This window comes from Paracoccus lutimaris, from assembly GCF_003337565.1.
In the GTDB taxonomy this organism is placed as follows: domain Bacteria; phylum Pseudomonadota; class Alphaproteobacteria; order Rhodobacterales; family Rhodobacteraceae; genus Paracoccus; species Paracoccus lutimaris.
Map to the genome: position 1 here is coordinate 144,027 of NZ_QPJL01000001.1, position 23,647 is coordinate 167,673.

A 23,647-nucleotide genomic window follows, 5' to 3' on the forward strand; every position below is an offset into this window, starting at 1 on the left:
GGACGTTCCCCGATATCTATAGAGACCCAGGTTATCCCCAGAGGCTTGCCCATTGTTCCGTTTCGTCCTGTCCTTCCTTGGCGGTATCTTTGCCTGGATCGTCACCGCTGTTTTCTTCGTCGCCCTGACTCTGGGGGCGGTGTTCTGGATGTATTCGCGCGACCTGCCCAGCCACACGCAGCTGGCGCAATATTCGCCCAAGACCATCAGCCGCATCTATTCCGGCGAAGGCCGCCTGATCGACGAATTCGCGCAGGAACGCCGCATCTATGTCCCGATCGAAGAGATCCCGCCGCTGGTGAAACAGGCCTTCATCAGCGCCGAGGACAAGAACTTCTATCACCATCACGGCTTTGACCCGCGCGGCATGATGGGGGCGCTGGTTCAGGCGGTGAAGTCGGGCGGGGCCAATGTGCGCGGCGCCTCGACCATCACACAGCAGGTGATGAAGAACTTCCTGCTCTCCAGCGACCGCAGCGTCGAGCGCAAGATCAAGGAACTGATCCTGGCGACGCGGCTGGAAACCACGCTGAGCAAGGACCAGATCCTTGAGCTGTATCTGAACGAGATCTTTCTTGGCCAGAACAGTTTTGGTGTCGCCGCCGCCGCGCAGACCTATTTCAACAAGCCGCTGACCGATCTGGCCCCGCATGAGGCGGCAATGCTGGCCGCGATGCCGCAGGCACCGGGCCGCTATCACCCCGTCCGCGCCAAGGAGCGGGTGACCGAGCGGCGCGATTATGTGCTGCGCGAGATGTGGCAGAACGGCTTTATCGACGAGGCGACCTATAAGTCCGAGGTCGCGCTGCCGCTGCGCTCGGTCCAGAACGGCGACTTCCCGGCGCTTCAGCAGCAATTGCCGCCGCGCGACTATTTCACCGACGAGATCCGCCGCCAGCTTTCGCGCGAATTCGGCGAGGACGAGTTCTTTGGCGGCGGCCTTGCCATCCGCGCCACCGTCGAGCCGCGCCTGCAAAAGGTCGCTGCCCGCGCGCTGCAAAAGGCGCTGGAGCAATATGACCGTGGCCGTGGCGTCTGGCGGGGCACCCGCGTCACCATCCCCGCCGACAAGCTGGGCGCGGAACCCGACTGGCGCGCCGCACTGGCCGAGGCCGAGGTGCCCCGCGACATCGAGAGCTGGCACCCCGCCGTGGTCCTGTCGCTGAGCGACAGCGACGCCCGCATCGGCATCGAGGGCGTCGATGAGGACGAGGACGGCCACTGGATCCCGGCCAAGGACGTGCAATGGGCGCGCAAGCGGCTGGCGGATGGCAAGCTGGGGCGCAAGGCCAGTGTCGCCTCGGACCTGCTTGAGGTGGGCGATGTGGTGCTGGTCCGGCAGATGACCAATGACAGCGATGGCAGCTTCATCCGCTGGACCCTGCGGCAGGTGCCCGAGGTTCAGGGCGGCTTCATGGCCATGGACGTCAATACCGGCCGCGTCATCTCGATGCAGGGGGGCTTCAGCTATCAAAGCTCGGTCTTCAACCGCGCGACGCAGGCGCAGCGCCAGCCCGGTTCCAGCTTCAAGCCCTTCGTTTATGCGGCGGCGCTGGATTCGGGCTTTTCGCCCGCGACCATCATCGTTGACGAGCCGATCACCCTGAACACGCCGCAGGGGCTATGGACGCCCAAGAATGCCAGCGGCAAGTTCTATGGCCCGACGCCGATGCGCACCGGGATCGAACAGTCCCGGAACCTGATGACCATCCGGATCGCGCAGGGCGTCGGCATGGATACGGTGGCGAAATATGCCGAGAAATTCGGCGTCTATGACCATCTCGGGCATTTCCTGGCCAACAGCCTTGGCGCGCAGGAAACCACGCTGTTCAAGATGGTCGCGGCCTATGCGATGTTCGCCAATGGCGGCGAGCGGGTCGAGCCGACCTTGGTCGACCGCGTGCAGGACCGCTATGGCCGCACCATCTATCGCCATGACCAGCGCGAATGCGTCAATTGCGATCAGGCGACGCTGCCGGCCGGGTCCTCGCCCTCGATCCGCTCGAATCGCGAACGGGTGATGGATGCGATCACCGCCTATCAGCTCACCTCGATGATGGAGGGGGTGGTCAAGCGAGGCTCGGGGCGCGGGGTCGAACTGCCGGTGCCGGTCGCCGGCAAGACCGGGACCACCAATGACGCCAAGGACGTGTGGTTCATCGGCTTTACCTCGAATATCGTTGCCGGCTGCTATCTGGGCTATGACCAGCCGCGCACGCTGGGCCAGAACGCCTATGGCGGGACGCTTTGCGTGCCGGTCTTCAACGAATTCATGCAGGAAGCGGTCAAGGAATTCGGCGGCACCACATTCGCCGTGCCGCCGGGCGGGCATTTCGTGAACATCGACCGTTTCTCGGGCGCGATCCTTGGCCCCGATGCCAAGGGCCCGAATGTCATCGCCGAATATTTCCGCGACGGTCAGGATACCAGCGGTCTGGGGCTGGTCGATGGCGGCTTTGGCCGCGCCGATCCCGCCACGCTGCCGCTTTTCACCGAGGCGCGCGATACCGGGCAGGCGGTCACCACCTCAACCGGGAAAAAGAAGGTCATTCCGAAAAAGGCCGATTTCGGCACACTGTCCTCGGGCGGGCTCTACTAAGTTGACCCATGGTTTTCCGGGGGCAGGGCGCTTGAAGGCGCCCGCCACCCGCGTTATCTGTCCGCACCCGTCCGAAATTCCGACCTGAAAGAGAGTGCCCATGCGCGCCGAAACCCAAGCCACGATCGAGGCGATCCGCAAATCGCTGAAACTGCTCGGCCAGCGCATGGACTGGGAAACCGCGCCGCACCGGCTGGAAGAGCTGAACGCGATGATCGAGGCCGGCGACATCTGGTCCGATCAGGCCCGCGCGCAAAAGCTGATGCGCGACCGCCAGAAGCTGTCGGATGCCGTCGAGACCTATCGCCGCATCGATACCGAACTTCGCGACAGTGCCGAACTGATCGAACTGGGCGAGGCCGAGGGCGATGGCGAGATCGTCGCCGATGCCGAGGCGACGCTGAAGGCGCTGGCCGAGATGGCCGCGCAAAAAGAGCTGGAGGCGCTGCTGAACGGCGAGGCCGATGGCAACGACACCTTCCTTGAGATCAATGCCGGCGCTGGCGGCACGGAAAGCGCCGACTGGGCCAGCATGCTGGCGCGCATGTATGTCCGCTGGGCCGAGAAAAAGGGCTACAATGTCGAGCTGCTTTCGGAAACGGCCGGCGAAGAGGCCGGCATCCGTTCCGCCGCCTACAAGATTTCCGGCCCCAATGCCTATGGCTGGCTGAAATCGGAATCGGGTGTGCACCGGCTGGTGCGCATCTCGCCTTACGATTCGGCGGCGCGGCGGCACACCTCGTTCAGCTCGATCTGGGTCTATCCGGTGGTGGATGACAATATCGAGATCAACATCCCCGACAACGACATCAGGATCGACACCTATCGCTCGTCCGGGGCGGGTGGCCAGCACGTCAACACCACCGACTCGGCGGTGCGCATCACCCACCTGCCGACCGGCATCGTGGTGACCAGTTCGATGAAATCCCAGCACCAGAACCGCGAGGCGGCGATGAACGCCTTGCGCGCGCGGCTTTACCAGCTGGAGCTCGACAAGCGCAATGCCGAGATCAATGCCCAACATGATGCCAAGGGCGATGCGGGCTGGGGCAACCAGATCCGGTCCTATGTGCTGCATCCCTATCAGATGGTGAAGGATCTGCGCACCTCGCATGAGACATCCGATACGCAAGGGGTGCTGGACGGCGATCTGGACGCGTTCATGGCGGCGACGCTGGCGCTCGATGTGGCCGGGAAGTCGCGGGCCGAGGCGCAGGCCGAGGATTGATCCGGGGGCTCGGACCGGCGAGCCGTCATGCCCGTCGACACGATCGCGATATGGATATTTTTATGAAGAAGAAACACGCGGGCGGCGCGCTCTGCGGATAGGATTATCATTGCGGAGGGCGTGATGGCAAAGCAGCGGATCAATCTGGCCTTGCAGGGCGGCGGCGCGCATGGCGCATTCGCCTGGGGTGTTCTGGACCGGCTTCTGGATGAGCCCGAGATCGAGATCTCGGGGATCAGCGGCACCTCGGCCGGGGCGCTGAACGGGGCGGCCCTGGCGGCGGGGCTGGCTTGCGGGCCGGGCGCGCGCGGGCGCCAGGCGGCGCGCGAGAACCTCGCCTATATCTGGTCCGAGGTCGGCGAGGTCAGCGACAACAGCGTCGTGCGCTGGCTGCATTCGATGTTTCCCATTCCGCGCGCCTGGCAGCGCCTGACCGAGATCTTTTCACCCGTGGCCTGGTTGGAAACGCTGACCCGGGTGATCAGCCCCTATGATTCCGGGCCGTTCTATTCGAACCCGCTATCGGCGATCCTGCGCGAGATGCCGCATCCGCAGCTGGGCCGTTCCGAGGGGCCGGCATTCTTTGTTTCGGCCACCAATGTGCGCACCGGGCTGATCCGCGTCTTTGGCGGGGCCGAGGTGACGGTGGACACGATCCTGGCCTCGGCCTGCCTGCCCGAGCTGTTTCGCGCCGTCGAGATCGACGACCCCAAGACCGGACGGCGCGAGGCCTATTGGGATGGCGGCTATTCCGGCAATCCGGCGCTGTTCCCGCTGTATCGCCCGGACCTGCCGCGCGACATCGTCATCGTGAACATCAACCCGATGCTGCGCGATGCGATCCCGAAGACCCCTTCGGCGATCCAGGACCGGGTGAACGAGATCAGCTTCAACTCGTCGCTGCTGGCGGAACTGCGCGCCATCAACTTCGTCAAGCGCCTGCATGCCGAAGACCGGCTGACCGGGCGGCCGATGAAGAACGTGCTGCTGCATGCGATCATGGACGAAGAGCTGATGAATTCGCTGAGCGCCAGCACCAAGCTGATTCCCAAGCCGGGCCTTCTGGAAAGCATGCGCGCCGCCGGCAAGGCCGCCGCCGATCATTTTCTGGAAACCGGCGCCAAGGATATCGGTCTGCGCGACAGCTACGACATCTCGCAGCTGTTTCGCTGATCCCTCAGGCGTCCTCGGCCATGGCGGCGGCGATCCGCGCCGCAAGACGGGCATTGTTCAGCACCAGCGCGATATTGGCGACAAGCGAGCGACCCTCGGTCAGCTCATAGATGCGCTGCAGAAGAAACGGGGTCACGGTCTTGGCGGCGATGCCCTGCGCCTCGGCCTCGGCCAATGCCTGCTCGACCACCGGGATCATCTGCGCGCGAGAAATCTCGGCATCCCGCGGGATCGGGTTCACCACCAGCTGACCGCCGCCAAGCCCCAGCCTGCGGCGCAGCCGGGCCGAGGCCGCGATCTGCGCCGGATCGTCCATGCGCAGCGGCGCGGTCAGGCCCGATTCGCGCGACCAGAAGGCCGGCAACTGGTCCTGGCCGAAGGCGATGACCGGCACGCCCAGCGTTTCCAGCACCTCAAGCGTCTTGGGCAGGTCGAGAATCGCCTTGGCCCCGGCGGCGACCACGGTGACGGGCGTGCGCGCCAGTTCCTGCAGATCGGCAGAGACGTCGAAGCTGGTTTCCGCACCGCGATGCACGCCGCCGATGCCGCCGGTGGCAAAGGTCTGGATGCCGGCCAGATCGGCGCAGATCATGGTGGCGGCGACGGTCGTCGCGCCGGTGCGGCGCAGCGCAAGGCAGGCGGCCAGATCGGCGCGCGACAGCTTCATGACCTGCGTGCCCGGCGTCGAGGCCAGTGCCTCGAGAGAATCGGCATCAAGCCCGACCCGGATCCGCCCGTCCATGACCGCGATGGTGGCCGGTACGGCACCGGCGGCGCGCACCTCGGCCTCGACCCTCTGCGCGGTTTCGAGGTTCTGCGGATAGGGCATGCCATGGGTGATGATGGTCGATTCCAGCGCCACGACGGGCCGGCCCTCGGCCTGAGCCTGAGCGACTTCGGGCGCGCGTGCGATCAGATCGTTCATCATTGCTCCATTCCTGCAACATGGCTTGCGCCGGCGCGAAGCGCGGCGGTCAAGGCCTCGGCGCGGCCGGTGCCGGTCAGCTCGGCGGCGATATGGGCGGCGACAAAGGCATCGCCGGCACCGGTCACGCGGATCGCGGCGACCTGCGGCGGTGTTTCGGTCAGCGTCGCCTCGCCCTTCAAGGCATCGGCCACGGCATTGGCGCTATCGGTCACCAAGACCCGGCGCGCGCCCAGCGCAATCACCGCCTCGGCGGCGCGGGCGATGCTGCGAAAGCTGCGACCGGTCAGAGCCTCGGCCTCGCGCCGGTTCAGGTAGAAGGTCGCCTCCGGCAGGCCGAGCAGTGGCCAGAGCCGCGTCACCTTGTCGGGGCTTGCGGGGGCGATGCACAGCGCGGCACCGGCAAGACACGGGTCACGCGCAAGCGACGAGATCACCGCAAGCGTCAGGTTGCCGTCAAGGACCAGCGTGCCGCGCCAGGGGGTGGCGGCATCGCCCAGCCGACCGTCGCGCAGCGGTGCGAAGATCCCGGTTCCTGCGGCCTCGAGCGCGCGCACATCGGCGATAGCGGCGACCAGCCCGTCCGGGCTTTCGACAGCGATATACATGCCGGTCGGCAGGTCGGTGTCACGCCGGACCCAGCGCATGTCGAGGCCCAGCCGCATGGCATCGGCGACCAGCAGATCGCCCGGCGCATCATGTCCGACGCTGGACAGCATGGCCGGACGGTGCCCCCGTCGCGTCAGCGCCAGTCCGATATTCGTTGCGACACCGCCGGGAAAGCGTCTGATGCGGCCGGCAACGTCATCGCCCAGGTTCAGCCGTGTCGGGCTGTGGCCGATCACGTCCCAAAGCATCGCGCCTGCGCAGATGATCCTGGGGATGTCGGTCATGACGGTCGGCCCTTCCCGAGGGGCCTGCAGGGAACCCTTGACGGCAGGCCGGCTGGTGTTTCGCGGAGAGTGGGGCGAGAGGTCGGAACTCTCGGTGCGCGTGCGGATGGAAATATTTTCAAATTGTTACGCAGGAATATACAGGCAACCTGAGACGCGGACGGAGATGGCCCCCGCAGGAACAAGGGCACATGTCACGGCTTACGTCAGTTCAAGGGCCGTGACAAGCGGCGTGGGGGCTGGTCTACCTGAACCTGCCCGCTCCAAGGCCGATCCCGCGAGGCCCCGCCATCTCCCATGCGTCCAGACCGTTTGGATCTCCCCGGCTCAGGCAGGTTGAGCTGCGGCAAAGGCAGGGCAGGTCGGTGGGACAGCACCGACCTGCGCAGCTTGTCGCTTCCCATGGCGCGGGACGGCACGGCGCAATCGAAATCCGCTCATCAGCGATCGAAACCCGTGCGCCCGCCCATGTCCCATCCCTCAGCTCTGGCTGAGCCATGCGCTGAAGCGTTCGGCCAGTTCCGCCTCATGGTCGACCCAGAACTCGTAGGATGATCCAAGCGCGTTCTGCATATTGGCCGGGTTGGTCGGCATATGCGGAGCCATCTCGGTCTTGCCGTCCTGATAGAGTCCGACGAGGCCGGCCGAGGACTTGCGTGCCGGACCATAGCTGATCCATTTCGCCTGATCCGCCAGCCGTTGCGTGCCGGTGGCGAATTTGATGAACTCCAGCGCCTCTTCCTGCTTCTGCGCGCCCTTCGGAATGACGAACAGGTTGTATTCATAAACCTGCCCGTCCCAGACGATCTCGAAGGGTTTGCCCTCGGCAACGGCGGCGCCAAAGATGCGGCCGTTATAGGCCATGGTCATCGCCACCTCGCCATCGGCCAGAAGCTGCGGCGGCTGGGCGCCGGTCTCCCACCAGACGATGTCCTTCTTGATGCTGTCGAGCTTGGCGAAAGCGCGGTCAACGCCGTCTTTGGTCGCAAGCTGCGCATAGACCTGATCCGCCGGAACCCCGTCCCCCATCAGCGCCATTTCCAGCACGGCCTTGGGCACTTTCTTGATCCCGCGCTTGCCGGGGAATTTCTGGGTGTCGAAGAAGTCTAAGATGGTTTGCGGCTTGGCGTCGGGGAACTTGCTCCGGTCATAGGCAAAGACCGTCGAGAACACGATCGAGCCGACTGCGCAATCGCTGAGACCCTGCGGCAGGAAATCCTCGGTCGCGGGGGTGCCGTCGGGGGCGGGCGGCAGGATCGCCGGATCGATCGGCTCCAGCAGGCCTTCGTCGCAAAGCCGGATCGCGTCGGCATATTCGACATCGGCGACGTTCGTGGTGACATTGCCCGCCTCGACCTGCGCCTTGATCGGGATCGCCGGGTTGTCGCTGTCAAGCGCGACGATATTGATCCCGGTCTGGGCGGTGAAGGGCTTGTGATAGGCTTCGACCTGGCTTTGGCCATAGGTGCCGCCCCAGGACATGACGGTGATCTCGGCGGCCATGACGGTGGTGGCAAGAAGCGTCATCGCGGAGGTCAGGATGATCTTGCGGTGCATGATTGGCTCTCCTGTTGATTGTTTTTGTGTTCACATCGGCACGGCTGCCCGGGCCGGGATGATTGCGGGCCATGGGCGGCCGGGGTCGTGATGTGATGGGCCGGTGTCCCGGTCGTCACCGGGGCACCGGAGATGACGCCGCTGCCGGGGCAGCCTGCGCGCGTTCAGGCGGCCTTGGCCTTGCCCTTCACGATCAGATGTTCGGGGCCATAGGGAAAGCCGGTGATGTTGCGATTGCCGCTGTCCTCGATCACCAGAATGTCGTGTTCGCGGTAGCCGCCGGCGCCGGGCATGCCCTCGGGAAGGGTGATCATCGGCTCCATCGAGACGACCATGCCGGGTTCCAGCACGGTGTCGCAATCCTCGCGCAGCTCCAGCCCTGCCTCGCGGCCGTAGTAATGCGACAGCACGCCGAAGCTGTGGCCATAGCCGAAACTGCGATATTGCAGCAGGTTTCTGGCCGCATACATCTCGTTCAGCTCGGCCGCGATGTCCGAGCATTTCGCGCCGGGCACCAGCAGCTCCTTGCCGCGGTCATGGACCTTGCAGTTGAATTCCCACAGGCGGATATGCTCGTCGCTGGCATGTTCGGCAAACAGCGTGCGCTCCAGCGCGACGTAATAGCCCGCGACCATCGGGAAGCAGTTCAGCGACAGGATATCGCCACCTTCGATCCGGCGCGAGGTGACCGGGTTATGCGCGCCATCGGTGTTGATGCCGGACTGGAACCAGGTCCAGGTGTCCAGCAATTCGCCATCCGGCCAGGTCCTGGCGATCTCGCGGACCATGGTGGCGGTCGAGTGCAGCGCGACCTCGTGTTCGGGGGTGCCGACGGCGGTCGCCTCGACACAGGCCGCCCCGCCCAGATCGGCGATGCGGGCCATCTCGGTGATATGGGCGATCTCTTCGGCCGACTTGATCATCCGCAGGCGCATGGCGGGGGCGGCGATATCGACGAATTCCACGCCCGCAAACTCGGCCCTGAGCAGCGCCAGCAGGTCGATATTGACGTGGTCGAACTCGATCCCGATGCGTTTCGCGGTGCCAATGATCTGGCGGATGGCGTGGAAGTAATTGTCCTTCTGCCAGTCGGTATAGGTCAGGTTCCTGCCGCCAAAGGTCCGGCGCCAGGGCTGGCCGCCATCGATGCCGGCGCTGATCGATGTCGCATGGTCCTGATCGACGAAGAAGCCGTAGCGCCGCCCGAACTGGCAATACATGAAATCGGCATAGTAATTGATGTTGTGGTAGGACGTGAACAGCGCCGCGTCGATGGCGCTATCGGCCATGTGCTTGCGGATCGCGTCCAGCCGGCGCTGCATTTCACCGGCCGAGAACGTGCCCTTGGCCTTCTCGCCGTTGTCGACAAAGTTCTGTAGTCTTTCGCGCTTGGCCATTGGCCCCTCCTTGCGTTAGATTTCCTGCAGGGTGTCATCTGCCGATGGCTGTCGTCAAAAGAGGTTTTGTAATCTGATGATTAGATTTTCTCATGTAAAAGACGCATGACCCAACCACCGCTGAACGCCCTGCGCGCCTTCGAGGCCGTTGCCCGGACCGGCAGTTTCCGGGCCGCCGCCGACAGTCTTTTCGTGACCCAACCCGCCATCAGCCATCAGGTGAAACATCTGGAACAATGGGTCGGGGCGCCGCTGTTTGATCGCAGCGGCAGGGTTCCGACGCTGCTGCCCCGAGGCGCATCGCTGGCGCGCGATCTGACCATGGCCTTTGATGCGATCGAGGCGGCCTGCCGCCGGGCACGGCCTGCCGCCTCGGAGAGCGCGCTGGTCGTGGCGGCCATTCCGTCGGTGGCGATCTGCTGGCTGATTCCGCGACTGCCGCGTTTTCGGGCGCAGCATCCGGAAGTCCAGCTGCGGGTGATCTATGCCCATCATGGTCATGACATTGACTTCGCTACGACCGACCTGGCCTTCACCTTTGCCGAATCCTGCCCGGTAGGCGACGGTATCGTGTCCGAGCCCTTTCTGTCCGGGCGCAGCGTGCCGGTGGCCAGCCCCGCGCTGCTCGGATCGTCGCCCGCGCAGCTGACAAGCCAATGGCTGCTAAAGGTCGGGCTTTTGCATGACAGCGATCTGTCGGGCTGGCGGACCTGGCTCAGCCGCGCCGGTCAGGCCGTTCCCGATCGGTTGCCGGGCGCAGTCTTTGAGGACTTCAACCTCTTGCGCGCCGCCGCCCTTGCCGGACAGGGGGTCGCGCTTTGCTCGCTGGCGATGGTGCGGCCCGATCTGGCCGAGGGACGGCTTGTCCAGCTGTCGACCATATCCGTCCTTGAGAACTTCGACTATTACCTGACGCAATCCGGCGCGCCCCAGCTCGACGGCGCGCGGCGCCGGGCGAGGCAGACCTTGCTGTCATGGATAAGATCCGAACAGGCCGCGGGCTAGCCGCGCGCATCGCTTGCGGCAAAGGTCCCTGAAGGCCGGGGGCCGGGACAAAATTTCGACGCTTTGGGGATGGGGTGAGAGGCTGGACAACGACCCAAGCGGGACTCGTTACGGCTGCTTCCTTCCGGACCTGACCGGGTTGGCGAGGCGCTCGCCCGCGCCAACCTCTCGGGGCGTTAGATATGCGCGCGCGCGGCGGGATGCAAGCCCGTTGGCGGCCATCTTACAGATGCAGCCGCAGCTGCAGGAAGCCGCTGTCATCCATGCCGACCGTCTCGACCGGCCTGCTCAGGCGGTGCAGATGCGGGGCGGCGGCGGGGCTGGTCCCGAACAGCACCGAGGTGCCCGACATCGGCGCGAAACGCCAGCCCGCGCCGCCTTCGGGGGCCAGAACCCGGCGGCGCGCGATATAGCGCTGCAAGACCTCGCGCGTGCGCGAGGTGCCGTCCAGCAGCACCGGCCGCCCGGCGACCAGTGGCGCGAACATGCCGCAATCGGAGAGACGGAAACTGTTGGTCACCAGAATGAATTCCTGCGCCGGATCCAGCGGCCGGCCGCGATGCGTCGGCGCGGTGATCCGGTGCGAGTCGGCGCAGGCCAGACGCCCGTCCGGGGCATAGCGCGGCGGTCGCGTCAAATCGATCTGCCAGTCCAGCCCGTCGATGATGTCAAAGTTATAGCTTGGAAACTCGGGGTCGATCAGCGGCTGGTCGGCCTGACCCGGTTCGATGCGGCGAAACAGGCTGGCCGAACGTTCGAGCCATTCCAGAACATCGCCGCCGCAGATCCGGATGGCGCAGATGCGATTCGGAAACAGGTAGATATCGGCGATATTGCGCAGGGTCAGCCGGCCGGCGGGCACATCGGTATAGTGATCGGGGCCACCACGGCCGCCGGCGCGAAACGGCGCCGCCGCCGACAGGATCGGCAAGCTTTCCCAGCGCGTGCCGCGCAGGGCGCGCCGCACATGCCAGCGCTGCGCCATGGTCACCAGACGCAGGCCCGGATCCTCGCCGATCAGGGTGAAGTAGCTGCTGAGCGGCAGCTCGGTCCGCCCGACGCGGCGGCGGAAATGGCGCAGGGTTCCGCGATGGGCGGGCATGGCCGGCGCGGTGACGGCGGGATGGTCCTCATTGCCGTCGACCGGCTCGGCGCGGCAGCGGAACTCGGCGATGCGCCAGCCCGCGCCCTCGGGCTCAAGGCCAAGATCGATCACCCCAAGATGCGATCCCCAGAAACCCGGCATCACCGCGGGCTTGCCTGCCAGCGTCCCGATGCCCGCATCGATGCCGGGGCCGCTGGGATGATCGGCGGCCGGAAAGACCCGATGCGTATGTCCGGCGATCACCATATCGATGCCGGGCAGGGCGGCCAGTGCGGTCGCGGCGTTCTCCATCATCGGGCCGGGCTCCAATGCGCCGATGCCACTATGGGAGAGCGCCAGAATCAGATCAGCGCCGGCGGCCTGCAGCCGCGCGATCCCGGCCCGGGCGGCGGTCAGGATATCCTCGACCCGGATCTCGGTCTTCAGCTCCGGCTCCCATTCGACGGTCTGCGGCGGCATGAAGCCGAGGACGCCGATCTGCAGCAGATGCGTCCGCCCGGCGCGGTCGCGGAACTTGCGCGGCAGCAGGATGTCGGGAAAGCTGGGCAGGGGGCGGCGCGAAACAAGGTTGGTCGCCACGAAGGGAAAGCTTGCGCCTTCCAAAGTGCGGCGCAGGAAACCCATGCCGAAGCTGAAATCATGATTGCCGATGGTGCCGGCATCATAATCAAGCGCATTCATGGCCGCGATGGCGGGATGCGGGCGACGCGGCGCGATGTCATCGGCGGCGGCAAGATAGTCGCCCATGGGGCTGCCCTGCAGGAAATCGCCATTGTCGAAAAGCAGGCTGTTCGTGGCGGTCTTGCGTTCGCGCGCGATCAGCGCCGCCGTCCGCGACAGGCCCAGCCGGGTCGAGGGGCGGTTGGCAAGATAGTCATAGCCCAGCACATGCATATGCAGATCGGTCGTCGCCATGATCCGCAAATCGATACGATCGCGGAACTGGTCTGTGGCGTTGGATCGGGCGTCTGACGTCATGAAACCTGCGGCTGGCCAGCATCGACTGTATGCAACTTATGATTGTATATGAAATGCGAAACCATGCAAGCCATGTGGCATGCTTGCATGCCGTGTCGCGACATGGGAAGAAACCGTGACTGCAACAGCCAGGAATTCGGTCGCAACACATGAAGTTCTCGACGCGCCACGAGGCCGATATCCCGGCAGCCACGCTGTTTCGCACCATCAGCAACTTCGACGTCATGGAGCGGTCGCTGTCACGCAAGGGCGCCTCGGTCCGCAGGCTGGATTCGCTGTCCGAGCCGGGCACCGGAATGAACTGGCGCATCGATTTCGACTGGCGCGGTCGCCGGCGCGAAATCGCGCTTGAGTTGACGCGCCATGACCCGCCGGAAACGCTGGAGCTGCAGGGCCAGTCCGAACATTTCGACCTGACGATCCGGATGACGGTCGTTGCACTGTCGCCGGTCAGATCGCGGCTGATCTTTGAAACCGACATTCTGCCGCGCGGCATGAAGGCGCGGCTGTTGCTGCAGACCGCCAAGCTGGGCAAGCCGCAGCTTGACCGGAAATTCGACCGAAGAATCGCCGAATTCGTCGACCAGCTTGTCGCCGCGCAGACGGTCTGATGGCCGGCCGCGCAGTGCCGGTGCGTTTGCCTCAGTCCCCGGCCGCGGCCTGCAGGGCGCGCAGCGGATCGGCCGGATAGACACCCAGCACGTTCAGGCTTGAGGTGAAATAGTCCAGTTCTTCAAGCGCGCGGGCGACATGGGGGTCCTCGGGATGGCCCTCGATATCGGCATAGAACTGGGTCGCGGTGAAGACCCCGTCCACCATGTAGCTTTCCAGCTTGGTCATGTTCACGCCATTGGTCGCAAAGCCGCCCATCGCCTTGTAAAGCGCGGCGGGGATGTTGCGGACGCGGAACACGAAGGTGGTCATCATGGTGCCGTCGCCCTCGCTGTTGGGCCGGCGGCTGAAATCGGGCTGGCGCGACATGATCAGGAAGCGCGTGGTGTTGTTGTGGCGGTCCTCGATATCGGCGGCCAACTCCTCAAGCCCGTAGATCTCGGCGGCGAGCGGCGCGGCAAGGGCTGCCAGCGACTTTTCGCCGCGGCGCGCGATCTCCATCGCCGAGCCGGCCGTGTCCGCGCCGACGATGCCGCGAATCCCGTGGCGGCGCATGAAGCCCCGGCACTGGCCCAGCAGGACCGGGTGGCTCATGGCGTCGGTGACGTCGGCAAGCCTGGTGCCCGGCACGCCCATCAGGCTGATGCGGACGCGCACGAAGCCCTCGTCGATGATGTGCAGCCCGCTTTCGGGCAGCAGGTGGTGGATGTCGGCAACCCGGCCATAGGTGGAGTTTTCGACCGGCAGCATCGCCAGTTCGGCCCGCCCGCTGCGCACGGCCTCGATCACGTCCTCGAAGGTGCGGCAGGGCAGCGCCTCCATCTGCGGGCGATACGAGCGGCAGGCCTGATGGCTGTAGGCGCCGGGTTCGCCCTGGAATGCGATGACGTTCTGGGTCGGGGCATCGGTCATGGATCGCACCTTGCTCTGGGGGTCTTGCGCCCGTGTCGGGACGGCGACGCCGTCGGTTTTGTCATGTCGGGGCGACAACTATACCTTGAACCGGCGGAACAAAAGCGGGTAGATACAGCCAAATCCACGGACAGACCGCACAAGGGGCCCGCAGACATGTTCGATACCATGACCATCACCAAGGCGGCCGGGGCGCTGATCGGCTCGCTTCTGTTCCTTTTGCTGATGACCTGGGCGGCCTCGGGCATTTACCATATCGGCACCAGCGGCGGTCACGGCGAGGGCGAAGAGCACGCCCAGGCCTATACCATCGCCGTCGAGGATGCGGGTGGTGGCGATGAGGCCGCCGCAGCCGAGGAAGGCCCCGACTTCGCCACCGTCATGGCTTCGGCCGATGCCGCTGCCGGCGAAAAGGTCTTTGGCAAGTGCAAGGCCTGCCACAAGCTCGATGGCGCCGACGGCACCGGCCCGCATCTGAACGGCGTCGTCGACCGCGCCGTGGCCAGCGTCAGCGGCTTTGGCTATTCCGACGGGATGAAGGCCCATGCTGCCGAGGCGCCGAACTGGACCCCCGAGGCACTCGAGCATTTCCTGCTGAACCCGAAAGCCGCCGTGAAGGGCACCAAGATGGCCTTTGCCGGCCTGCCCAAGGTGCAGGACCGCGCCAACCTGATCGCCTATCTGCAAAGCCAGCCGTAACATCCTGCACTTGCAACAAGGTCACGGGCGTCCCATTGGGGCGCCCTTTTCTTTTGGCGCGCGGGCCGGGGCCTCCGGTCGCGGCACCCTCGCGGCGGATCACGCATTTGCTTGTTGAACCCGGGGCGATGCCTGCTAGCCTTGCGCCCGAGGCGGCCCGGACCAACGGGCCCGATGAGCCAAGACGAGCCAAGAGGATCACAAAGACCCGATGACGACGCCCTTCCTGCGACATGCCCCGCTGGCCCTGATGCTTGCCGTCCTGCCCGGTCTTGGCCTTGCCCAAGATCAGCAGCCCCAGCAGACCCCAGCGCAAGCCCCGGCACAGACTGCTGGGCAGACCGCCGGGCAACCCCCCGCGCAGGCGCCAAAGCCCGGCATCACCGTCGCCCATGGCATCGCGACCTTTGGCGAACCCGAGCTGCCCGCCGATTTCAAGCATCTGCGCTATGTGAACCCCGATGCGCCCAAGGGCGGCGAGATTTCGCAATCCGGCATTGGCGGCTTTGACAGCTACAACCCCTTTACCCATCGCGGGCGGGCGAATTTCCTGTCGGTCATCATGCTGGAACGGCTGATGGAGGGCACGGCGGATGAAACCGACAGCGCCTATTGCCTGCTTTGCGAGACCATCGAATATCCCGAAAGCCGCGATTGGGTGATCTTCAACCTGCGCCCCGAGGCGAAGTTCTCGGACGGCTCGCCCCTGACCGCGCATGACGTGCTGTTCTCGTTCGAACTCCTGCGCGACAAGGGCCTGTCCTCATATCGCACCGGCATCGCCAAGATGGTGGCCAAGGCCGAGGTGCTGGACGACCACCGGATCAAGTTCTATTTCCAGCCGGGCTATCCACGCCGCGACGTGATCCAGCAGGTCGGCAGCCAGATCGTCTTTTCGCGCGAGGATTTCCGCAAGAACAAGCGCGACATCGAACAATCCAGCGACAAGCCCTTTATCGGCTCGGGGCCCTATATGGCCGATGCCGCCGAGATGGGGCGTTGGGCCAGCGTGCGGCGCAACCCCGACTACTGGGGTAAGGATCTGCCGATCAATGTCGGGCGGCATAATTTCGACAAGATCCGGCTGGAATATTTCGGCGATTACGATGCCGCCTTCGAGGCCTTCAAGGCCGGCGTCTATACCTTCCGCAACGAGGTCTCGTCGATCCACTGGGCGACGCGCTATGATTTTCCGGCGCTGAAAGCTGGCACGGTCAAGCAGGAGCTGCTGCCCCGGGGCGGCGTCGCCAGCGGCCAGTCCTGGGTCTTCAACCTGCGCCGCGCCAAGTTTCAGGACATCCGTGTGCGCGAGGCCATCGGGCTGATGTTCAATTTCGAATGGTCGAACGAGACGCTGCTCTACAGCCTGAACACGCGCATCAACTCTTTCTGGGACAATAGCGAGCTGAAGGCCGTGGGCAAACCGACCGAGGCCGAGCGCCTGCTGCTTGAGCCGCTGCTGAAGCATCTGCCGGACGGGATCCTGACTGCGGATGCGGTGATCCAGCCGGTTTCGGGCAAGACCCAGCTTGACCGCAAGAACCTGCGCCGGGCCTCGGCACTGCTCGATGAGGCGGGATGGAAAGCCGGGCCGGACGGCATGCGTGCCAATGCCAAGGGCGAAAAGCTGACGCTGGAAATCCTGAACGACAATCAAAGCGTTGACCGTATCATCAACCCCTTCGTGCAGAACCTGCGCGCGCTTGGCATCGATGCGGTGAATGCCCGCGTCGATGATGCCGAGATGGAGACCCGCACCCGCAGCCATAATTTCGACATGGTCACCGAACAGTTCCCGCAGGGCTATACGGTCGGCGGCGGCGACGAGCAGACCTTTGGCTCGGCCAATGTGGGGGACGTCTTCAACCCGATGGGGCTGGCGAACCCGGCCATCGACGCGCTGATCCAGAAGGGCATCGAGGCCATCACGCGCGAGGAAAACGACGCCGTCATCAAGGCGCTGGACCGCAGCCTGCGCGCGCTGCGCTTCTGGGTGCCGCAATGGTACAAGGCGGAATACACGCTCGCCTATTACGATATCTTTGCCCATCCCCAGAACATGCCCCCCTATGATCTGGGTGAGCTTGATTTCTGGTGGTATGACGCGGATAAGGCTGCAAAGCTGAAACAGTCTGGCGCGCTGCGCTAAGGGCTGCGAAACAGGCGGGGCGCAAGAGACAGTCGGATGGCAGCCTATATCCTGCGGCGATTGCTGCTGATCATACCGACGTTGATCGGCATCATGCTGGTCAACTTCACCCTGACGCAATTCGTCCCCGGCGGCCCGATCGAACAGATCATCGCCCGCGTCCAGGGCGAGGGCGACGCATTCCGCAATATCGCCGGTGCGGGGGGCGACACCCAGCAGCAGCAAAGCGAATATGCCGGCGCCCGCGGCATCCCGCCCGAGCTTCTGGACCAGCTTGAGGTGCAGATGGGCTTTGCCCGCATCACCTGCACCCCCGCCCATCAGGGCGAGCCGGACCTGAAATCGCCCGAATGCCACAAGGAAAAGATCGGCGCGGTCGAACGCTTCCTGATCATGATGGGCAATTATCTGCGCTTTGATTTCGGGACCAGCTTCTTCCGCTCGATCTCGGTCATCGATCTGGTGGTGGAAAAGATGCCGGTCTCGATCACGCTGGGGCTGTGGTCGACGCTGATCGCCTATCTGATCTCGATCCCGCTGGGCATCCGCAAGGCGGTCAGGAACGGCTCGGCCTTTGACACCTGGACCAGCGGCATCATCATCATCGGCTATGCGATCCCGGCGTTTCTGTTCGCGGTCCTGCTGATGGTGCTGTTCGCCGGCGGCAGCTATTGGCAGATCTTCCCGCTGCGCGGCCTGACCAGCGAGAATTTCGACAGCCTCAGCCTGATCGGCAAGATCAAGGATTACCTGTGGCACATCACCCTGCCGGTGGTGGCGACGACGATTTCCAGCTTTGCCACCCTGACCCTGCTGACCAAGAACAGCTTTCTGGACGAGATCAACAAGCAATATGTCATGACCGCCCGCGCCAAGGGCCTGACCGAGCGGCGCGTCCTTTACGGCCATGTCTTCCGCAATGCCATGCTGATCGTCATCGCGGGTTTTCCGGCGATGTTTCTGGGCGTGTTCTTCGGCAGCTCGATCCTGATCGAGACGATCTTCTCATTGGATGGCCTTGGCCGGCTGGGCTTCGAGGCCGCCGTGCAGCGCGATTATCCGGTGATCTTCGGCACGCTTTACGTCTTTGGCCTGCTGGGCCTGCTGGTCGGGATCCTGTCGGATCTGATGTATGTGCTGGTCGATCCCCGCATCGATTTCGAGCGGAGGGCCGGCTGATGGCCATGTCGGAACTGAACCGCCGCCGCCTGCGGAATTTCCGCCGCAACAGGCGCGCCTTCTGGTCGCTGATCCTGTTTTCGGTGCTGTTCGTGGCCTCGCTTTTCGCGGAACTCATCGCCAATGACCGGCCGATCATGGTCAGCTACAAGGGCGAATATTATTTCCCGGTCTATCGCTTTTACCCGGAAACCGCCTTTGGCGGCGATTTCGGCACCGAGGCGATCTATACCGATCCCGGCGTGCAATGCCTGATCAAGACCGGCGGACGCCCGGAATGCTGGGACGACCCCGAGGGCGTCGCGCGCGAGGCGGCAGAAACCGGCATGATCGCGGGCCAGCCGGTCGAGGCGGGCTGGATGCTCTGGCCGCCGATTCCCTATCACTACCGCACCATCAACAATGTGGGCACCGCCCCCAGCGCCCCCGATAGCGCGCATCTTCTGGGCACGGATGACACTTCGCGCGATGTGCTGGCGCGGGTGATCTATGGTTTCCGGCTGTCGATCCTGTTCACGCTGATCGTCACGGTCGTGGCCTCGGTGATCGGGATTTCGGCGGGGGCGATCCAGGGCTATTTCGGCGGGCGCACTGACCTGATCTTCCAGCGCCTGCTGGAAATCTGGAGCTCGACCCCCTCGCTTTTCGTCATCATCATCCTGTTTGCGATCCTGGGGCGCAGCTTCTGGCTTCTGGTGTTCGTGTCGATCCTGTTCGGCTGGCCGGCACTGGTGGGTGTGGTGCGGGCCGAATTCCTGCGGGCGCGGAACTTTGAATATGTCCGCGCGGCCCGCGCGCTGGGGGTCTCGGACCGCAAGATCATGTTCCGCCACATCCTGCCCAATGCCATGGTGGCGACGCTGACCATGCTGCCTTTCGTGGTCACCGGGGTCATCTCGTCCTTGGCGGCGCTGGATTATCTGGGCTACGGCCTGCCGACCTCGGCGCCGTCGCTGGGGGAACTGGCCCTGCAGGCCAAGCAGAACCTGCAGGCGCCCTGGCTGGGCTTCACCGCGTTCTTTTCCTTTGCCATCATGCTGTCGCTGCTGATCTTTATCTTCGAGGGGATTCGCGACGCATTCGACCCAAGAAAGACCTTCCGATGACCCCGGTTCTGGACGTCAAAGACCTGCGCATCGGGTTTAGGCAGGACGGGCAGGTGGTGCCGGCGGTCAAGGGCGTCAGCTTTGCCGTCGGCAAGGGCGAGACGGTGGCGCTGGTGGGCGAATCCGGTTCGGGCAAGTCGGTCACGGCGCTGTCCACCGTGGGCCTTCTGGGGGAATCGGCGCAGCTGACCGGCTCGGTCCGCTATGAGGGGCGCGAGCTGGTCGGCGCATCCGAATCCGAACTGCGCCGGGTGCGCGGCAACGATATCAGCTTCATCTTTCAGGAACCGATGACCTCGCTGAACCCGTTGCACACGCTGGAACAGCAATTGGCGGAAAGCCTGACCCTGCATCAGGACCTGCGCGGTTCGGCGGTCCGGGCGCGCATCATCGAGCTGCTGACCCGCGTCGGCATCCGCGACCCGGAAACGCGGCTGGCGGATTATCCGCATCAGCTTTCGGGCGGGCAGCGCCAGCGGGTGATGATCGCCATGGCGCTGGCGAATGGCCCGGAGCTTTTGATCGCGGATGAGCCGACGACGGCGCTGGACGTCACCATTCAGGCCCAGATCATGGACCTGCTGGCCGAGCTCAAGGCGGCCGAGAACCTGTCCATGCTGTTCATCAGCCATGATCTGGGGCTGGTGCGCCGCATCGCCGACCGGGTCTGCGTGATGAAGGGGGGCGAGATCGTCGAACAGGGGCCGGTCGAACAGATCTTTGCCGATCCGCAGCACGAATATACCCGCATGCTGCTGGCGGCCGAACCGCGGGGCCGCGCTGACCCGCTGCCCGAGGACGCCCCCGAGGTCGCGGCGACCAAGGACCTCAAGGTCTGGTTCCCGATCAAGCGTGGCTTCCTACGCCGCACGGTCGGCCATATCAAGGCCGTCAACGGCGCCACGCTGTCGGTCCGCGCCGGCGAGACGCTGGGGATCGTGGGCGAATCCGGATCGGGCAAGACCACGCTTGCGCTGGCGATCATGCGGCTGATCGAAAGCGACGGGCCGATCGTCTATATGGGCCGCGATATCGCGGGCGTGCCAGGCCGGGCGCTGCGCGAATTGCGCCGCGACATGCAGATCGTCTTTCAGGACCCCTACGGCAGCCTGTCGCCGCGCATGACGGTCGAGCAGATCATCGCCGAAGGCCTGGGCGTCCACGGCGTCGAGCCGGGCCGCGACCGCCGCGAGATGGTCGACGAGATCATGCGCGAGGTGGGGTTGGACCCGGCCAGCATGCACCGCTATCCGCACGAATTTTCGGGCGGCCAGCGCCAGCGCATCGCCATTGCCCGCGCCATGATCCTGAAACCCAAGCTGGTGGTTCTGGATGAGCCGACCAGCGCGCTGGATATGACCGTGCAGGTCCAGATCGTCGAGCTGTTGCGCCGTTTGCAGCGCAAGCACGGGCTGGCCTTCCTGTTCATCAGCCACGACCTGCGTGTCGTTCGTGCCATGTCGCATCAGATCATGGTCATGCGCGCCGGAGAAGTGGTTGAGCAGGGCAGCACGGACGAAGTATTCGATCACCCCAAGAATGATTACACCCGCCGCCTGATCGATGCGGCCTTCCTGACGAAAAGCGCATGAAAATCCTGTTTGTTCACCAGAACTTCCCCGGCCAGTTCCTGCATCTTGCCCCCGCTCTGGCCGCCCGCGGCCATGAGGTTCTGGCGCTGACGGATGAAAAGAACCAGCGCCCGTCACCGGTCAATGTCGTGCGCTACAAGGCCCCGCCCGAGACCAAGATGCCGCCGATGCTGGGCCGGACCTATTGCGAACATACCGATCGCGGCTGGCTGGCGGCGCGCGGTTGCCGTGCCCTGCGCGACAAGCACAATTTCAGGCCCGATCTGATCTTCGGCCATAGCGGCTGGGGCGAGACGCTGTTCCTGCGCGAGATCTTCCCCGACGCCAAGCTTCTGGTCTATGCCGAGCTGCTTTACCGCACGCGCGGTCAGGACGTGGGCTTCGATCCCGAGGTCGGCTCGGACAGCGACGAGGCGCGCGCCGGCACGGTCGCACGCTCGGCGCATCTGATCCAGGGGCTGGTGCAGGCCGATGCCGGGCTTTCGCCGACCGAGTATCAGGCCAGCTCTTTCCCGCCCGAGCTGCGCCAGAAACTGACGGTGATCCATGACGGGATCGACACCGAAAAGGTTCGCCCCAATCCGCAAGCCGAGTTCCTGCTGCCCGATGGCCGCAAACTGCACGCGGGCCAGGAAATCCTGACCTATGTCTCGCGTTCTCTGGAACCTTATCGCGGCTTTCACCGCTTCATGCGGGCGCTGCCTGGGGTGATGCGGGCGCGGCCGGATGCGCAGGTGGTACTGGTTGGCGGCGATGGCGTCAGCTATGGTGCCAAGCCCAAGGATGCCGAAAGCTGGAAGGCCAAGATGCTGGCCGAGCTGGACGGCCAGCTGGACCTGTCGCGCATCCATTTCATGGGCCGGGTGCCTTATCCGCAATATCTGTCGCTTTTGCAGGTCAGCCGCGTGCATTGCTACCTGACTTATCCGTTCGTCCTCAGCTGGTCGATGACCGAGGCGATGGCGGCGGGCTGCTATATCGTCGGATCGGATACCGAGCCGGTGCGCGAGCTGCTCCGCGATGGCGAGACCGGGCGGCTGGTGCCCTTCTTCGACCAGCCCGCGCTTGAGGCGGCGCTGATCAAGGGGCTTGCGGGCGATCCCGAGCGCGAGCGGATCACCCAGGCCGCGCGCAAGGTCATCGTCGATGGCTATGACCTCAAGACCGGGACGCTGCCGCGGCTGATCGACTGGGTGGAAAGCTTCGCGCCCTAAAGTTCGATCTCAAAGTTCGATCTCAAAGTTCGATCTCGGTGCCCGGCTCGGCCTCGGGAAGGGGCTGGTCGGGGACGCGGGGTGCCGCGCCGTCGGGCGGGGGCAGGCTCGGATCGTCCTCGGGCGCGGGGCGCAGCATGTCGCGCAGGGCATTGCCGACCGGGGGCGGCGGCGGCGCATCGGCACGGCGGCGGATCAGGATGTCGCCATTCTCCAGCCGCTCGGGCGCCTGATAATTCTTCACATCATCCATCAGCGCGCCGATATCGCCCAGAACCGGGCGCAGCGAATTGACCGTGTCGCCCAGATCGCGGCCCAGCCGGTCCAGATGCGGCTCGGCCTCTTTCAGCATATTCTGCATGAAGCTTTCCATGCCGCGTTCAAAAATGCTGCCACCGGAATCGCTTTCGGGGGCGGGGTCCTGATCGGCGCCGGGCGGCGTCCATTGCTGGGCGATGACGACCACCGGCAAGGACAGCGCGGCGGCAAGGATCAGGGCGGGAAATCTGCGCATGGAATGGTCCTGAAAACTGCTGGGGGTAAAACCCCCGGCAGCCCCTCTCGGTTCCCGTCAGGCGGTGCGCATGGTCCGCATGCTGCGGAAAGCGTCCCATGCCTCGTTCAGGGCGCGGGTGCGGGTCTCGGCCAGTCGGATCGCCTCGGGGGGCAGGCCACGGGCGATGGCGCGGTCGGGATGGTTCTCGCGGATCAAGTCGCGCCAGCGCTTGCGCGCCTCGGGCAGGGGCGTGTCGGGGGCAATGCCCAGCACCTCGCATGAGGCGCAGCCATGGCTGCGGTCATGACGGGCGCGGATCGTCGCCACCTCTTGTTCAGGGAGGCCGAAGATGCGGGCGACCTCGTCGATGAAGATGATCTCGTTCTCATGCAACTCGCTGTCGGCCAGGGCGATGATGAAGAGCCCCTCGATCACGTCCGACAGCACCGGATCGCCCTTGGGAAACATCGCCGCGATGCGCCGCGCCCAGGCGTCGAAACCGGCGACGTCCTGCCGCGCCAGATCAAAGACCCGCCCGGCATTCTTTTCCTCGGCGCGGGGGATGATGAACAGCCGTCGGAAGGCCGCGACCTCGGAGCGGCCGACGGTGCCGTCGGCCTTGGCCAGCTTTGCCCCCAGCGAGATCACCGCGATCGAAAAGGCCACGGATTTCTCGGGCGGGGTGGCGGGACGTCGCGCGCCGATGATCGCCGCCAGCCGGTCGGCGATGCGCTGCCAGAAACTGCGCGGCTTCGGCAGTTCCGGGCAGGTGCTTTTGGGGGTCATCGCGGCGTCCATCGGCACAACCTAGAGTCCGGGGAAAGCCAA

19 protein-coding genes and 1 other RNA gene are annotated in these 23,647 nt (G+C 64.9%); 11 read left to right on the forward strand and 9 right to left on the reverse strand.

Features of this window, described 5'->3' with window-relative positions; all coding sequences use genetic code 11:
* The first annotated feature begins 52 nt into the window (after positions 1-52).
* The 3 genes from DFP89_RS00710 (at position 53) to DFP89_RS00720 (ending at position 5,000) form a co-directional block, all read left to right on the forward strand.
* A complete protein-coding gene (locus DFP89_RS00710) occupies positions 53-2,599 on the forward strand; it encodes a penicillin-binding protein 1A (protein ID WP_114347464.1) in 2,547 nt (848 codons plus the stop codon).
* A 100-nt stretch (positions 2,600-2,699) separates the two neighbouring features.
* Entirely contained in the window at positions 2,700-3,827 is a 1,128-nt protein-coding gene (gene prfB, locus DFP89_RS00715) for a peptide chain release factor 2 (protein ID WP_114347465.1), read from the forward strand.
* A 123-nt stretch (positions 3,828-3,950) separates the two neighbouring features.
* Positions 3,951-5,000, forward strand: coding sequence for a patatin-like phospholipase family protein (locus DFP89_RS00720; protein ID WP_114347466.1), 1,050 nt, complete (start codon positions 3,951-3,953; stop codon positions 4,998-5,000).
* A 4-nt stretch (positions 5,001-5,004) separates the two neighbouring features.
* Here the strand turns inward: DFP89_RS00720 and DFP89_RS00725 are convergent, their stop codons facing one another.
* The 4 genes from DFP89_RS00725 to DFP89_RS00740 all read right to left on the reverse strand — a co-directional run bounded on the left by DFP89_RS00725 (position 5,005) and on the right by DFP89_RS00740 (position 9,772).
* Entirely contained in the window at positions 5,005-5,925 is a 921-nt protein-coding gene (locus DFP89_RS00725; RefSeq protein ID WP_114347789.1) for a pseudouridine-5'-phosphate glycosidase, read from the reverse strand.
* Complete coding sequence (locus DFP89_RS00730; RefSeq protein ID WP_114347467.1) at positions 5,925-6,818, reverse strand: PfkB family carbohydrate kinase; 894 nt, start codon at positions 6,816-6,818, stop codon at positions 5,925-5,927. Before DFP89_RS00730 ends, DFP89_RS00725 begins: the two co-directional genes overlap by 1 nt.
* 480 nt (positions 6,819-7,298) lie before the next feature.
* Positions 7,299-8,375, reverse strand: coding sequence for an ABC transporter substrate-binding protein (locus DFP89_RS00735; RefSeq protein WP_114347468.1), 1,077 nt, complete (start codon positions 8,373-8,375; stop codon positions 7,299-7,301).
* A 164-nt stretch (positions 8,376-8,539) separates the two neighbouring features.
* Complete coding sequence (locus tag DFP89_RS00740) at positions 8,540-9,772, reverse strand: aminopeptidase P family protein (protein WP_114347469.1); 1,233 nt, start codon at positions 9,770-9,772, stop codon at positions 8,540-8,542.
* 105 nt (positions 9,773-9,877) lie between these two features.
* Between DFP89_RS00740 and DFP89_RS00745 the strand changes: the two genes are divergently transcribed.
* Positions 9,878-10,777, forward strand: coding sequence for a LysR family transcriptional regulator (locus DFP89_RS00745; protein WP_114347470.1), 900 nt, complete (start codon positions 9,878-9,880; stop codon positions 10,775-10,777).
* Positions 10,778-10,850: 73 nt separating this feature from the next.
* Here the strand turns inward: DFP89_RS00745 and ffs are convergent.
* Both ffs and DFP89_RS00755 read right to left on the reverse strand, forming a co-directional pair.
* Positions 10,851-10,947: signal recognition particle sRNA small type (gene ffs, locus DFP89_RS00750), an RNA gene on the reverse strand.
* A 53-nt stretch (positions 10,948-11,000) separates the two neighbouring features.
* Complete coding sequence (locus DFP89_RS00755) at positions 11,001-12,860, reverse strand: bifunctional 2',3'-cyclic-nucleotide 2'-phosphodiesterase/3'-nucleotidase (protein WP_114347471.1); 1,860 nt, start codon at positions 12,858-12,860, stop codon at positions 11,001-11,003.
* Between the two features lie 149 nt (positions 12,861-13,009).
* Between DFP89_RS00755 and DFP89_RS00760 the strand changes: the two genes are divergently transcribed.
* Entirely contained in the window at positions 13,010-13,471 is a 462-nt protein-coding gene (locus DFP89_RS00760; protein ID WP_114347472.1) for a hypothetical protein, read from the forward strand.
* Positions 13,472-13,502: 31 nt separating this feature from the next.
* On the opposite strand, the gene DFP89_RS00765 is transcribed toward DFP89_RS00760, so the two are convergent.
* A complete protein-coding gene (locus DFP89_RS00765) occupies positions 13,503-14,384 on the reverse strand; it encodes a prephenate dehydratase (RefSeq protein ID WP_114347473.1) in 882 nt (293 codons plus the stop codon).
* 156 nt (positions 14,385-14,540) lie between these two features.
* Between DFP89_RS00765 and DFP89_RS00770 the strand changes: the two genes are divergently transcribed.
* From DFP89_RS00770 to DFP89_RS00795, 6 genes are all read left to right on the forward strand, one after another.
* Entirely contained in the window at positions 14,541-15,083 is a 543-nt protein-coding gene (locus DFP89_RS00770; protein ID WP_114347474.1) for a c-type cytochrome, read from the forward strand.
* A 211-nt stretch (positions 15,084-15,294) separates the two neighbouring features.
* Complete coding sequence (locus tag DFP89_RS00775) at positions 15,295-17,232, forward strand: extracellular solute-binding protein (RefSeq protein WP_114347475.1); 1,938 nt, start codon at positions 15,295-15,297, stop codon at positions 17,230-17,232.
* A 36-nt stretch (positions 17,233-17,268) separates the two neighbouring features.
* Positions 17,269-18,411 carry a microcin C ABC transporter permease YejB gene (locus DFP89_RS00780; RefSeq protein WP_114347476.1) on the forward strand — a complete coding sequence of 381 codons (1,143 nt, stop codon included), beginning with the start codon at positions 17,269-17,271 and terminating at the stop codon, positions 18,409-18,411.
* A complete protein-coding gene (locus tag DFP89_RS00785; protein WP_114347477.1) occupies positions 18,411-19,517 on the forward strand; it encodes an ABC transporter permease in 1,107 nt (368 codons plus the stop codon). The genes DFP89_RS00780 and DFP89_RS00785 overlap by 1 nt, the downstream gene beginning before the upstream one ends.
* A complete protein-coding gene (locus DFP89_RS00790; protein ID WP_114347478.1) occupies positions 19,514-21,109 on the forward strand; it encodes an ABC transporter ATP-binding protein in 1,596 nt (531 codons plus the stop codon). The genes DFP89_RS00785 and DFP89_RS00790 overlap by 4 nt, the downstream gene beginning before the upstream one ends.
* Positions 21,106-22,323: a glycosyltransferase family 4 protein gene (locus DFP89_RS00795; protein ID WP_114347479.1), complete on the forward strand. Its 1,218-nt coding sequence runs from the start codon at positions 21,106-21,108 to the stop codon at positions 22,321-22,323. Before DFP89_RS00790 ends, DFP89_RS00795 begins: the two co-directional genes overlap by 4 nt.
* Before the next feature lie 22 nt (positions 22,324-22,345).
* Here DFP89_RS00795 and DFP89_RS00800 read toward each other — a convergent pair whose 3' ends face one another.
* Positions 22,346-22,837 (reverse strand): hypothetical protein, encoded by a 492-nt coding sequence (locus tag DFP89_RS00800; RefSeq protein ID WP_114347480.1) that lies wholly within the window; start codon positions 22,835-22,837, stop codon positions 22,346-22,348.
* A 57-nt stretch (positions 22,838-22,894) separates the two neighbouring features.
* Positions 22,895-23,617 (reverse strand): molecular chaperone DjiA, encoded by a 723-nt coding sequence (locus DFP89_RS00805; RefSeq protein WP_114347481.1) that lies wholly within the window; start codon positions 23,615-23,617, stop codon positions 22,895-22,897.
* Between the last annotated feature and the right edge of the window lie 30 nt (positions 23,618-23,647).